Here is a 13828-nt window from a genome sequence, read left to right as displayed (position 1 = left end):
TACCCAGTTCCGCCGGGTCATGAACCCCCGCGCACCCGCACCGGATACCCCGCCTCGACGCCGCCCTCCCGCTCGACCCGCACCTCGTCCCCGCGCGGCCGGGAGACGAACCGCACCAGCTCCGCCTTGTCCCAGCCGTCGCCCGCGTCCACCGCCAGCGACCCGCCGCCCTTGCGCCCCTGGCACGGCGGCCACACCTCCAGCTCCACGCCGCCGTCCGGCGACGCGACGGGTATCACCGCGCCCGCCCGGGCCAGCACCGGGATCCGGGACAGCGGGGCGTCGACCACCACCTGCCCGGGGCCCTCGTAGGCACGGCCCGTCGCCGTGTCGTACCAGCGGCCGCGCGGCAGCCGCACCGCCCGCCGCACCGCGCCCTCCTCCAGCACCGGGGCCACCAGCAGCGCGTCGCCCAGCAGGAAGGCGTCCTCGCAGTCGCGCAGGGCCCGGTCCTTGGGCTGCCGCCACCACACCGGCCGCACATAGGGCGCGCCGGTACGCTCCGCCAGCCGCGCCAGCGTCATGAAGTACGGCAGCAGCCGCTGCCGCTCGCGCAGCGCCGCCGCGGCGTGCTCCAGCACCCCGGCCCCGAACTCCCACGGCTCGCGCCGCCCGGCGTTGATCGCCGAATGCGTACGGAACAGCGGCAGATACGCGCCCAGCTGGAACCAGCGCAGATACAGCTCCGGCGACGGGGAGCCGGTGAAGCCGCCGATGTCCGGACCGGAGTACGGAACCCCCGACAGCCCGAGCCCGATCACCAGCGCCAGCGAGGCGCGCAGCCCCGGCCAGCCCGTCGCCACGTCCCCGGACCGGCTGCCCCCGTACCGCTGGAGCCCCGCCCAGCCGGAGCGGGAGAAGACGAACGGCCGCTCGTCGGGGCGCAGCTCGCCAAGACCCTCGTACCCGGCCCGGGCCATCGCCAGCCCGTACACGTTGTGCGCCTCCCGGTGGTCGCCGCCCCGGCCCTCCAGGGCGTGCCGGGCCGAGCGCGGCAGCGTGGGCTCGCCGAAGGCGGCGAACGACACCGGCTCGCACCGGTCGTGCCACACCCCGGAGAAGCCCTGCTCCAGCCGCTCCGCGTACAGCCCGCCCCACCACTTCCGCACCCGCGGATCGGTGAAGTCCGGGAACACCGACTCGCCCGCCCACATCACCCCGCGCACCTCACGGCCGCGGGCGTCGGTCACGAACCCCTCCGCAGCCGCCCCGCTGTCGTACACCGCGTTGCCCGGCTCCGCCTTCACCGCGGGGTCCACGATCGACACCAGCCGCACCCCGTCCGCGCGCAGCTCGGCGGCGAGCCCGGGCAGATCGGGGAACCGCGCCGCGTCCACCGTGAAGACCCGGTTCCCGGCCAGGTGGTCGATGTCCAGGTGCAGCGCGGACAGCGGCAGGTTCCGCTCCCGGTAGCCCGCCACCACCCGCCGCACCTCGTTCGCGTCGCCGAACCCCCGGCGCGCGTGGTGGTGGCCCAGCGCCCAGCCCGGCGGGACCGCGGGGGAGCCGGTCAGCGCCGCCCAGCCGTGCAGCACCCGCGCCGGGGTGCCCACGAACACCCAGTAGCGCAGCGGCCCGCCCTCCATGCGCATCCGGACCCCGCCCGGCCGGTCGTGCCCCGAGCCCGCGCCCTCCTCGCCCTCCCGCAGGGTGACCGTGCCGTCCCACGAGTTGTCGTGGAACACCAGATGGGTGCCCGCGTCGGCCACCACCAGCTGCACCGGCATGGTCAGATACAGCGGGTCGTCGTCCGGCCCGAAGCCACCGCCGGGGTCGGTGTTCCACAGCCGGTACGAGCCGTCCCTCAGCCGCGGGCCGCCCGCCCGTCCGCCGAGCCCGAAGAACCGCGCGTCCGCCGCCACCTCCGACCGCTGGTGCCAGCGCGCGTCCGTGACCCCCGCGCCCCGGCCCCCGCAGCCGCGGTCGATCACCGCCTCGGCCGGTTCCCACCAGCGCGGCGGCAGATCCCGCCGCAGCACCACCCCGCCCGGGGTGCGCACCTCCACCGTGCCCATGCGCGACACCGCGACCGTCACCCGCTCCGACACCACCCGCCAGCCGCCGTCCGTGTCCGGCTCCAGCTGGGCCCGCTCGTCGGCCTCCGGGCAGGCGCCGTCCAGCGCGTACGACGGCTCAGGCTCGGCCCCGTCCCAGCCGCAGAACACCGCGCCGCCCGCCGCCACCCGCACCCGCAGCGAGGACCGCGCGAACCGCACCACCCCACCGCCCGGCTGCGGATCCGCGCCCTCCACCACACCCGGCACCCGCGCCAGCTCCGCGCCCCGCCGCGGCAGCCCGGTCGCGTCCGAACGCCGGCGCCGCCACGCCCAGCGCAGGGATCGCAGCCCCTGCGCCGTACCGACCACCTTCACCGACCGCACCAGGTCACGCGCATTCATACTGATCACTGTGCCATTGACGAGGCAGGACGCGACCATAGTTCAACTGCCGTTCACCCGTGGTCGTCCCACATGCCACTCACCACGCATGTGTCGTCCCACATACCCCTCGACGGTGGATGTGGAGTGGCGCCCCTGGTGCACAAGTCGATCACATGGCATCGTCCTGCTCGGACGCAGATGCGGCAGACGATGCGGACCAACCGGATCACATGCACCGAAGCGGATAGAAGCGGACCGAAGCGGACCTCCCGGGAGCCGACACAGATGAACACCGCAGCGCACCCCGACGACCTGCCCGGCCCCCTGTGGCAGCCCGGCGCGGACCGGATCGAGCGCGCCCAGCTGACCCGCTTCCACGCCTGGGCGGCCGAGCGGCACGGTGCGCCCGCCGCCCGCCCCGGTGACCCGGCCGCGAGCTACGCCGCGCTGCACCGCTGGTCGGTGGAGGAGCTGGAGACCTTCTGGGGCGCGGTCGCCGAGTGGTTCGAGGTGCGCTTCGGCACCCCGTACGACACCGTGCTCGCCGACCCCGCCATGCCCGGCGCCCGCTGGTTCCCCGGCGCCACCCTCAACTACGCCGAGCACGCGCTGCGCGCCGGGGAGGACCCCGCCCGCGCCGACGAGCCCGCGCTGCTGCACGTCGACGAGACCCATGAGCCGCGCCCCGTCACCTGGGCCGAGCTGCGCGCCCGGGTCGGCGCGGCCGCCGCCGCGCTGCGCCGGCTCGGCGTCCGCCCCGGCGACCGGGTCAGCGGCTACCTCCCCAACATCCCGCAGGCCGCCATCGCGTTCCTCGCCACCGCCGCCGTCGGCGGGGTGTGGACCTCCTGCGCCCCCGACTTCGGCGCCCGCAGCGTCCTGGACCGCTTCCAGCAGGTCGAGCCGGTCGTCCTGTTCACCGTCGACGGCTACGCCTACGGCGGCAAGACCCACGACCGCACCGAGACCGTCGCGGAGCTGCGCCGCGAACTGCCCACCGTGCGCGCCGTCGTCCACATCCCGCTGCTGGGCACCCCCGCCCCCGAGGGGGCGCTGGCCTGGGACGACATCGTCCGCGACGCGAGCGAGCCGGTCTTCGAGCAGGTGCCCTTCGACCACCCCCTGTGGGTGCTCTACTCCTCCGGCACCACCGGGCTGCCCAAGGCGATCGTGCAGTCCCAGGGCGGCATCCTGCTGGAACACCTCAAGCAGCTGGGCCTGCACTGCGACCTGGGCCCCGGGGACCGCTTCTTCTGGTACACCTCCACCGGCTGGATGATGTGGAACTTCCTGGTGTCCGGCCTGCTGTCCGGCGCCACCGTGGTCCTGTACGACGGCAGCCCCGGCTATCCGGACACCGCCGCCCAGTGGCGCATCGCCGAGCGCACCGGCACCACGCTGTACGGCACCTCCGCCGCGTACGTCATGGCCTGCCGCAAGGCCGGTGTCCACCCGGGGCGCGACTTCGACCTGTCCCGCGTGACGTGCGTCGCCACCACCGGCTCGCCGCTGCCGCCGGACGGCTTCCGCTGGATCCACGACGAGGTGGCCGAGGACATGTGGATCGCCTCCGTCAGCGGCGGCACCGATGTGTGCAGCTGCTTCGCGGGCGCCGTGCCGACCCTCCCCGTCCACATCGGCGAGCTCCAGGCCCCCGGGCTCGGCACCGATCTCCAGGCGTGGGACCCGCAGGGCAGGCCGGTGGTGGAAGAGGTCGGCGAGCTGGTCGTCACCCGCCCCATGCCGTCCATGCCGGTCCGGTTCTGGAACGACCCCGACGGCAGCCGCTACCGCGACAGCTACTTCGAGATGTTCCCCGGCGTCTGGCGCCACGGCGACTGGATCACGGTCACCTCGCGCGGCACCGTCGTCATCCACGGCCGCTCCGACTCCACCCTCAACCGGCAGGGCGTACGCATGGGGTCCGCCGACATCTACGAGGCGGTCGAACGCCTCCCCGAGATCCGCGAATCCCTCGTCATCGGCGTCGAACAGCCCGACGGCGGCTACTGGATGCCGCTCTTCGTCCACCTCGCCCCGGGCGCCACCCTCGACGAGGACCTGCTGGCCCGCATCAAGACCACCATCCGCACCGAACTCTCCCCGCGCCACGTCCCCGACGAGGTCATCGAGGTGCCGGGCGTCCCCCACACCCTCACCGGCAAGCGCATCGAGGTCCCGGTCAAGCGCCTCCTCCAGGGCACGTCCCTGGACAAGGCCGTCAACCCGGGGTCGGTGGACGACATCGATCTGCTGAAGTACTACGAGCGCCTGGCCCGGACGAAGGGCGTCTCGGCCGACTAGGGGTGCGTGGTGTCCAACTGGTCGGCCAGGCAGGCCAGATAGAGGGAGAGCGCACGGCGGTCGCGCAGTGAGCGGCCGCTGATCTGCTCGATCTTGTTGATGCGGTAGACGAGGGTATTGCGGTGGATGTGCAGCGCCGCCGACGCCCGCACCAAATTGAAGCCGTTCTCGCACCACGCCACCACCGTCTCCCGCAGCACCGGCCAGTCCGGCTGCCCGCGCAGATCCAGGGTGGTCAGGGCGATGAGCCGGGCCCGGGTGTGCTGCCCGACGGCGGCCAGCAGCTGGTGGCCGCGCAGATCGCCGATGAGGTGGACGTGGGCGTCGGGGGCATCGGCGGCGACGCGGGCGCCGAGCCGCAGCGCGTCGCACGCGTCCTGGTACGAGTCGTGCAGCCCGCCGACCGAGGTGGCCGGTTCGCCGATCCCGGCGCGGAGCACCAGGCCGTACCGCGCGTCGACCACTTCCGTGAGCCGTCCGCACACGGCCGCCACGCCGGGGTGGAACGCCTCGCCCCGCAGCCGGTGCAGTACCCCGATCCACCCGGGGGCGGCGCTCGCGACGATGTCCTGCGGATCGGGGAACGCCTCGCGGACGGTGCGCAGCAGCTCCGGCCGGACCAGTGCGGTGTCCCGGGCCCTGTGCCCACCGGCGTACCCGGTCCCGTGGCCGCGCCCGCCGCCCCGGCGCTCCCCGTCCGGCACCGTCACCTCCATCGCGACCGCGACCCGGGCGAGCCGCAGGTCGAAGCCCAGCTCCGCGGCGCGGAAGACGATGAAGTCGGGCTCGACCACCTGGGCGTCGTACGAGGCGACGTCGGCGATCAGATCCTCCAGCACCCGCTCCCTGAGCACCCGCGAGCGCAGGAGTACGGACTCCCGCATCAGGATCTCCGTCTGCCGCTTCACCAGCAGCCCGAAGCGGCCCACCTGGGCGGGCGTGCCGGTGATCCCGACCGTGCCGACCGCGTGCCCGTCCCGGACCAGGGGGAGGGTGACGCCAGGGCGCACCCCCCGCAGGGACTGGGCCTGCGCGGTGGTGTGCGTGGCGGGCTCCTGGGTGCGCAGCACCTCGACGGACGCCTCGTGGAAGGTGCCGATGCGGCTCCGGTCGCCGCTGCCGATGACGGTGCCCTCACTGTCGGTGATGAGGACGTTGAATCCGATGACCGCCGAGGTGTCCCCGGCGATCTCCTGGGCGAGTGACGGGCTGAGCATGCGGAACCCCCGTCGAAAGGTGCGCGGAAGGGGCGCGCGGGGCGGTGCGAAGTGGGACGCACCATACAGTGCGCCCCTTCTTCCTCGCCATATATTCGTACGAAGCAACCAGTGACCGAAGCTCGGTGCACTCGTAGCGTATGGGGCAATTCACACCCCCGCCGCGGTGATGACGCGGTGAACGGCGGGCCCTGCCCAGCCCTGACACGGAAGGCCGATCCGATGGCCCGTGTACGCATCCTCCTCACAGCCCTGTCCGTCATGCCGCTCCTCGCCCTGACCGCCTGTGGATCGGACAGCGACGCCGCGGCCCCCAAGAAGGTCTCCGCGAAGACGGCCGCGCTCGGGACGATCGACCCCGGCGTCCTGAAGGTGGCCGTCCAGCCCTACGCGCCCTACACCACCGTCAAGGACGGCAAGATCGTCGGCCTCGACGGCGACATCCTCAGTTACGCCGCCAAGAAGCTCGGCCTCACCATCCAGCCCGAGACCACGGACTTCGCGGGCATGCTCGCCGGGGTCCAGTCCCGGCGGATGGACATCACCATCGGCGGCGTCGCCTGGACCAAGGACCGCCAGAAGCAGGGACTGTTCACCGACCCGCCCTACTACTCGCCCCCGGCGATGGCGGTCGGCTCGGGCAAGACGTACAAGACCATCAACGACCTCGAGGGACTGCGCCTCGGCACCGTCGAGGGCTACGTCTGGGTCAAGTCCATCAAGGCCGTCCCCAGCGCGAAACTCCGCGCCTACCCCGACGCCAACGGCGTCTTCGACGACCTCGCCGCGGGCCGCATCGACGTCGGCTTCCTGGACCCGCTCATCATCATCGCGGCCGAGAAGGAACGGTCCGAGCAGATCAAGACCCAATACCTGACGCCGCCGACCGCCGCACAGGTCAAGGCCAAGCCCGCCTACGAGTACTTCCGCCCGTACCAGACCGGCTTCTACCTCCCCAAGAAGGCCACCAAGCTGGAGAAGGCCATCTCCGCCCAGATCGACGCCATGTACGAGAACGGCGAGCTGACGAAGCTCATCAAGAAGTGGGGCGGCGACCCCGCACAGTTCCTGAAGCCCGCCTCCGACGTCGCCCCCGCACGGCGCGGAGTCGACCGGCCCGCCGACTGGAACGCCCCGTCCATCGGCACCGCCGGGCAGTGAGGAGGCCACGAACGTGACGACCGCCGCCGGACTCTTCCAGGTCCCCTGGACCGACTACCGCTCCGATCTGCTGGACGCCCTGCTGAAGACGATGTCGTACACCGCCGTGAGCTTCGCGGGCGCGGCCCTCCTCGGCCTGGTGGTGGCGCTGCTGCGGCTGAGCCGCGTATGGCCGCTGCGCGCGCTGGCCGCCGTGTACACCGAGCTGTTCAAGAACATCCCCCTGCTCGCCATCATCTTCCTGACCTACTTCGGCCTGGGCTCGGTCGACATCCGCCTCGACGTCTTCACCGCCGGATGCCTGAGCCTCATCGTCTTCTACTCCGCCTACCTGTCCGAGATCTTCCGCGCCGCCATCAGCGGAATCCACGACGGCCAGACGGAGGCCGGGGAGGCGCTCGGCCTGGGCCGCCTCAGCGTCTTCGGACACGTGATCTTCCCCCAGGCGCTGCGCCTGGCGCTGCCCGGCACCAACACCATGCTGGTCGACCTGCTCAAGGGCACCTCCCTGCTGGTCACGATCTCCGCCGCCGAGCTGATGTCCGAGGCGCGGCTCATCACCTCCTCCACCTTCCGGGCGCTGGAGGTGTACCTCGTCATCTCGGCCGTGTACTTCGCCCTCTGCTACCCGCTGTCCCAACTGCTGCTCGCCCTGGAGCGCGCCATACGCGCCGGAAAGCCGCTGACCCCGAGGCGGCGGCGACGGCTGCGGACCGCCCGCGCCCTGCTCGCCGAGGCACCCGCCCCGGCCGACCCACCGTCCCCGAAGGAGGCGACGGCATGACCGAGCCCGTCACCGCGGCGGCCCAGGCCCCCGGCACGACGACCGGGACCACCGCCCAGCGGCCCACCGACGCCGTCATACGGATCAGAGACCTCGGCAAGTCCTTCGACGGGCGCCGCGTCCTCGACGACGTCTCCCTCGACGTCCCGCGCGGCCGGATCGTCAGCGTCATCGGGCAGAGCGGCGGCGGCAAGACCACACTGCTGCGCTGCGTCAACCTGCTGGAGCGGCCGGACACCGGCACCATCGAGGTGGCGGGCGAGACGGTGCACAGCGACGGGCGGACCGTCTGCCGCGACCTCGCCCGGCTGCGCCGCACGGTCGGCATGGTCTTCCAGCGCTTCCACCTCTTCCCGCACCTGACCGCCGTCGAGAACGTCATGCTGGCGCAGGTCAAGGCGGGCGTCCCCGAACGGCAGGCCCTGGAGCGCGCCGTCGTGCTGCTGCGCCGGGTCGGGCTCGCCCACCGCGGCCTCGCCCACTCCGACCAGATGTCCGGCGGCGAGCAGCAGCGGGTCGCCATCGCGCGGGCGCTCGCGCTCAAGCCCGAAGTGCTGCTCTTCGACGAACCCACCTCGTCGCTCGACCCGGAGGCGACCCGCGAAGTGCTGCGGGTCATGCGCGAGTTGGCCGAGGAGGGGATGACGATGATGCTCGTCACCCACGAACTGCCCTTCGCCCGCGAGGTGTCCGACTGGGTCGCCTTCGTCGACGGCGGCCGGATCATCGAGGCGGGCCCGCCCGCCGAGGTGCTCGGCCGCCCCCGACAGACCCGGACCCGGGCGTTCCTGACCACCTACGAGTCCGCCGAATAGGGACGCGCCATGGACACAAGGCACGGCAGCGGACCCGTGGTGGTCGTCGGCGGCGGGGTGGTCGGCCTGTGCACCGCGTACTACCTGGCCGAACGCGGGCTGCCGGTCGAGATCGTGGAACGGCGCGGGGTGGGCTCCGGCGTCTCCCGCGGCAACGCGGGCTGGGTCTGCCTCAGCCACTCCACCCCCGTCCCCGCCCCCGGCGTCCTGCGGTACGCGGCACGCTCCCTCGGGCGGCCGGACTCCCCGCTCTATCTGCGCCCGCTGCCGGACCCCGCGTTCGTACGGTGGCTGTGGCGCTTCTGGCGCAGCAGCACGCCCGCGGCGTTCCGGCGCGGCTACGCGGCGATCGCCGAGTTGAACCGCAGCACGTTCGCACTCTTCGACGGGCTGCGCGAGGCGGGGGTCGAGACTACTCTCAGCCGCCCCGGCATGGTGCACGCGTTCCTCTCGCCCGGCGAGGCACGCCACCACCTCCAGCTCCAGCGGCAGATGGCGGACGGCCGCTATCCGCTCCCGGACGACGTCAGCACCGGCGCCGAGGCGACGGCTCTGGACCCTTCGCTGGCGCCGGCGGTCCGCGCCGCCTACCTCGTCCCCGGCGAAGGCGTCCTGGACCCGGTGGCCTTCGCCCGGGCCCTCGAAGAACGGCTGGCGGCCACCGGGGTGAAGGTCCACGAGAACGTGGCCGCGAGCGGCTTCCGGCGCGGACCGTCCGGGGACCGGGTCACCGCGGTGGTCACCGACACCGGCGAGATCCCCTGCTCGGCCGTCGTCGTCGCGGCCGGAGTGCGCTCCGCGCACCTGCTGCGCGAGCTGGGCCACCACCTGCCCCTCCAGGCGGGCAAGGGCTACAGCTTCTCCGTGGACCTCGACCCCGCACCGACGCACACGCTGTACTTCGGCGAACACCGGGCGGTGGCCTCCCCGATCGGCGGCACCACCCGCATCGCGGGGACGATGGAGCTGAGCGGCAACAACAACCGGCTCGACTGGCGCAGGATCGTCGCCGTCGCCCGGGCGAGCCGCCACTACCTCGGGCAGTGGTTCGACGATCCCGACGACCTGGTGGCGCTGATCCGCGACCCCTGGGTCGGCGGCCGGCCGTTCCTGCCCGACGGACTGCCGGTCATCGACCGCGTGCCCGGCTCCGGGAACGCCTTCACCGCCACGGGCCACGGAATGCTGGGCGTGACGCTCGGCCCGGTCACCGGCAACGAACTGGCCTCCTACGTCGTCACCGGCCGCCGCCCCGCCGCCCTCACCCCGTTCGGCCTCGACCGGCTCCGCGGCTGACGGCCTTCCGCGGCTGACAGCCCGATGACGCGTCCGCCGGAGCGTTGTCAGTGCCCCCGGTTACGGTGAGTGAGCACTGAACGTCCGCACTGAGGGGGAGTCATGGCGCACACCGACACGGGGGGCACGCACCGGGGGAAGCCCACCGCGATCCGGGCCTTACGCAGGGAAGTGCCCAGCGCGGTCGCGCTGTTGGCGGCCGAGGACGACTTCGCGGCGATGCGGGGATACGCGTCGTTCGGCTTCGACGACCACTCCCGGTACCTGCGGCGGATGGAGGCGCTGCTGCGGGCGCTGGCGTCACAGGGCGTGCACACCACCGTCGCCCTCTTCGACCCGGTCGCGTACGAGGAGTACTGCGCCCACACCCGGCTGGACCCGGACACCCCCGCGAGCCGCAGCCGGTACACGGCGGAGGTGGCGTCCACGGGCGCCACCGTCGTCTACGAGGGCCAGCCCATCGACGAGCTGCTGCCGCGCCTGATCACCGTTGCCGAGGAGCGCGCCACCTGGGAGTACGCCGCGGCCGTGCTCGCCCGGGCGGGCGGCTGCTGCGGCTGCGGCGGCCAGGGGGACGCCACCGCCCGCGCGGCGTTCGACCGCGCCGCCGCCGCGCTGCACGCGGTGCTCGACGCGGCGGGGCCGGGCCTGCACCACCTGGTGTGCAGCGTCCCGGTGGACGACACGCCCCTGGCCGCCGCGGTGCACGCCACCGCGCGGGAAGGGCGCCCGCCGACGCTCGCCGAGCCCGGCGCGCTCGTCTTCCGCACCGTGCTGGCCTGCGGCATCGCCACCGGAAGCCCCGGCGGCATCGTCCTGCGGACGAGTCGGTCCGGAGCCCCCGACACGGTCCGCGGCTGGTCGCTGCGCGACGGCTGGCCGCGCCCGCTGAGCGAGGCCGAGGTCTTCACCGCGTACTGCACCGACGCGCAGACCGGCGAGCCGATCCCACCGGAGCACGGCGTCGAGTACCGGGCGGGCCTCCCGCTGCCCCGGCCCGAGGACGAAGCGGGGTGACACGGCGAAGGGCCCGTCCCGCCGCGGTCACCGCGGCGGGACGGGCCCTTTCGCCCTGCTCAGCCCATCGCTCAGCTCATCGGCTCACTCGCCGGACAGCACCGCCTGCGCGGCCCGGCGGGCATCCTCGGCGGTGTCCGCCGCGCGCGCCGCCGAAGCGGCCCGCTCGCACTGGGCGAGGGTGTGCTTGGCCAGCGTGGCGCGGACATACGGAATCGACGCGGCACCCATGGAGAGGCTGGTGACACCCAGACCGGTCAGCACACACGCCAGCAGCGGGTCGGACGCGGCCTCACCGCACACCCCGCAGCTCTTGCCCTCGGCCTGCGCGGCCTCGGCCGACGCCGCGACCAGGTCGAGCAGCGCGGGCTGCCACGGGTCCTGAAGCCGCGACACCGCACCCACCTGCCGGTCCGCGGCGAACGTGTACTGGGCCAGGTCGTTGGTCCCCAGCGACAGGAACTCGACCTCCTGGAGGATCGAGCGGGCCCGCAGCGCGGCCGACGGGATCTCCACCATCGCGCCGAACTTCGCCTGGAGCCCGGCCTCCCGGCAGGCGTCCGCGAACGCCTTGGCGTCCAGCCGGTCGGCCACCATCGGGGCCATCACCTCGAGGTAGACCGGCAGCCCCTCCGCCGCCTTGGCCAGCGCCGTCAATTGCGTCCGCAGTACCTCGGGGTGGTCCAGCAGCGTGCGCAGTCCGCGTACGCCCAGCGCCGGGTTGGGCTCATCGGACGGGGTGAGGAAGTCCAGCGGCTTGTCCGCGCCCGCGTCCAGGACCCGCACCACCACGCGGCCCTCGGGAAACGCCTCCAGCACCTGCCGGTAGGCCTCGGCCTGCTTCTCCTCCGACGGCGCTTTCGTGCTGTCGTCGAGGAAGAGGAACTCGGTCCGGAACAGCCCCACGCCCTCGGCGCCCGCCTCGACCGCCGCCGGTACGTCCGCCGGACCGCCGACGTTCGCCAGCAGCGGCACCTTGTGCCCGTCGGAGGTCGCGCCCGGACCGGACGAGGCGGCCAGCGCCGCCCGCCGCTCCTCGGCGGCCCGGGTCAGCTCCGCCCGCTTCTCCTCGCTCGGCGATACGAAGATCTCGCCCGTGCTGCCGTCCACGGCGATCATGGTGCCCTCGATCAGCTCCCCGGCACCGGGCAGCGCCACCACGGCGGGCACCCCGAGGGCGCGCGCCAGAATCGCGCTGTGGCTCGTCGGCCCGCCCTCCTCGGTCACGAAGCCGAGCACCAGGGTCGGGTCGAGCAGCGCCGTGTCGGCCGGGGCGAGATCGCGCGCGATCAGCACATACGGCTCGTCGCTGTCGGGCACGCCCGGCATCGGCACACCCAGCAGCCGCGCCACGATCCGGTTCCGTACGTCATCGAGGTCGGCCACCCGGCCCGCCAGGTACTCCCCGGCCCCGGCCAGCAGCGCCCGGTACGCGGCGAAGGCGTCGTACACCGCGCGCTCGGCCGTGCTGCCCACCGTGATGCGCCGCTCGACGTCGGCGATCAGCTCCGGGTCCTGCGCCATCATGGCCTGTGCCTCGAGCACGGCCTGGGCCTCGCCGCCCGCGAGATTGCCGCGCGCGACCAGGTCCGCCGACACGGCCTCCACCGCCTGGCGCGCCCGCCCCTGCTCCCGCGGGGCCTCGTCGGCCGGAATCTGCTTCGCCGGTGGCTCCAGCACCGCCGTGCCCATGTGGCGCACCTCGCCGATGGCCACCCCGTGGCTCACGCCGACGCCTCGCAGCGTTGTCTCCATGTCACCTGTCCCCGGTTGATACGGCGGAACCCCGCCGTGGTGGATGTCGTACTAGCCGTCGACGCCGCCCGGACCGGTTCCGGACGGCGTCGAGGTCACGTCCAGCTGAAGAGCGCGTCGCCCGGCTTCATGTCGCCGTCCTCCCGGACCGCGGAGAGGGATTCGGCCGTGGCCTCCAGGGCGACGACCGGGCAGATCGGCGACTTGCCGGCGGCCACGGCCACCGCGGGGTCCCAGCGCACGATCGCGTCACCGCGCTTGACGGTGTCCCCCTTGTTGATGAGCACCTCGAAGCCGTCACCGTTCAGCTGCACGGTGTCGATCCCGAGGTGGGTGAGCACCCCATGTCCTTCCTCGTCCACGACCACGAACGCGTGGGGGTGCAACGAGACGACGATGCCGTCGACCGGAGCCACCGCCACGGAGGGCTCGAGCACCGGGTCGATCGCCGTACCCGGACCGACCATGGCGCCCGAGAACACCGGATCCGGAACCGCTGTCAGTCCGATCGCGCGCCCGCTGAGCGGAGACGTCACGGTGGTCATGGGAAGCCTCCCGGGGTGAAGATCCATCTCGCGCCGTCACCGCCTGTCCGGGCAGCGCACTGCCCAGAAGCGTAAGTCATAGGAACTTGGGATTCCGCACAAGCGGCGCAGGCCGGAGACCCACCCAGGGGCCCCGAAACGATTTGCCACGGCCGCGTGAGGCGCTGTACTGTCGTACTCCTGCCCATCCGGATGAAGCATCGCAGTCAGCTGCGGGCGCGTCCAGGTGAGGGCGGCACCTTCAGTCACTTGATCCAATTCCCGGATCTGCTTTCGCATGCATGCGAAGAATGCGGATTCGGAAAACGGAAAAGCGTCTGATAGCGTGTGAAGCACCGAAGGGAAGCGCCCGGAGAAACCGGTGATACGGTTTCAAAGGAAGCGTCCGTTCCTTGAGAACTCAACAGCGTGCCAAAAGTCAACGCCAGATATGTTGATACCCCGTCCGCATCACATGATGTGGTCGAGGTTCCTTTGAAGAAAAACACAGCGAGGACGCTGTGAACGAGCTGGACTATTCCTCCGGCTTGTTCCGCTCTCGTGATGTGTCACC

Annotated in this window: 10 protein-coding genes; 6 read left to right on the top strand and 4 right to left on the bottom strand. The window is 72.8% G+C overall.

The features are described from left to right. Positions 1-17: 17 nt before the first annotated feature. On the bottom strand, positions 18-2399 hold the full coding sequence (locus tag LCH29_RS39870) for a glycoside hydrolase family 31 protein (RefSeq protein WP_446466577.1): 2382 nt from the start codon (positions 2397-2399) through the stop codon (positions 18-20). Positions 2400-2666: 267 nt separating this feature from the next. On the opposite strand from LCH29_RS39870, the gene LCH29_RS39865 reads away from it, so the two are divergent. After that, the gene (locus LCH29_RS39865; protein ID WP_446466576.1) at positions 2667-4685 is read left to right on the top strand and encodes an acetoacetate--CoA ligase; all 2019 of its coding nucleotides are present in this window, start codon (positions 2667-2669) and stop codon (positions 4683-4685) included. On the opposite strand, the gene LCH29_RS39860 is transcribed toward LCH29_RS39865, so the two are convergent. Then, a complete protein-coding gene (locus LCH29_RS39860; RefSeq protein WP_446466575.1) occupies positions 4682-5902 on the bottom strand; it encodes a CdaR family transcriptional regulator in 1221 nt (406 codons plus the stop codon). The two genes, LCH29_RS39865 and LCH29_RS39860, sit on opposite strands and share 4 nt — an antisense overlap. A 222-nt stretch (positions 5903-6124) precedes the next feature. On the opposite strand from LCH29_RS39860, the gene LCH29_RS39855 reads away from it, so the two are divergent. The 5 genes from LCH29_RS39855 (at position 6125) to LCH29_RS39835 (ending at position 10975) form a co-directional block, all read left to right on the top strand. Beyond that, the gene (locus LCH29_RS39855; RefSeq protein WP_446466574.1) at positions 6125-7063 is read left to right on the top strand and encodes a substrate-binding periplasmic protein; all 939 of its coding nucleotides are present in this window, start codon (positions 6125-6127) and stop codon (positions 7061-7063) included. Positions 7064-7076: 13 nt separating this feature from the next. Continuing rightward, positions 7077-7847 (top strand): amino acid ABC transporter permease, encoded by a 771-nt coding sequence (locus LCH29_RS39850; protein ID WP_446466573.1) that lies wholly within the window; start codon positions 7077-7079, stop codon positions 7845-7847. Next, positions 7844-8662: an amino acid ABC transporter ATP-binding protein gene (locus LCH29_RS39845; protein ID WP_446466572.1), complete on the top strand. Its 819-nt coding sequence runs from the start codon at positions 7844-7846 to the stop codon at positions 8660-8662. The genes LCH29_RS39850 and LCH29_RS39845 overlap by 4 nt, the downstream gene beginning before the upstream one ends. A 9-nt stretch (positions 8663-8671) precedes the next feature. After that, entirely contained in the window at positions 8672-9958 is a 1287-nt protein-coding gene (locus tag LCH29_RS39840; protein WP_446466571.1) for an NAD(P)/FAD-dependent oxidoreductase, read from the top strand. Between the two features lie 102 nt (positions 9959-10060). Next, the gene (locus LCH29_RS39835; protein WP_446466570.1) at positions 10061-10975 is read left to right on the top strand and encodes a hypothetical protein; all 915 of its coding nucleotides are present in this window, start codon (positions 10061-10063) and stop codon (positions 10973-10975) included. Positions 10976-11059: 84 nt separating this feature from the next. Here the strand turns inward: LCH29_RS39835 and ptsP are convergent, their stop codons facing one another. Continuing rightward, positions 11060-12730 (bottom strand): phosphoenolpyruvate--protein phosphotransferase, encoded by a 1671-nt coding sequence (ptsP, locus tag LCH29_RS39830; protein ID WP_446466569.1) that lies wholly within the window; start codon positions 12728-12730, stop codon positions 11060-11062. Positions 12731-12825: 95 nt separating this feature from the next. Continuing rightward, a complete protein-coding gene (locus tag LCH29_RS39825) occupies positions 12826-13275 on the bottom strand; it encodes a PTS sugar transporter subunit IIA (protein ID WP_446466568.1) in 450 nt (149 codons plus the stop codon). Positions 13276-13828: the final 553 nt, after the last annotated feature.

This window comes from Streptomyces sp. BRA346, assembly GCF_052851135.1.
Note: the sequence above shows the minus strand (reverse complement) of the source record. Positions and strands in the feature narration are given on the sequence as shown.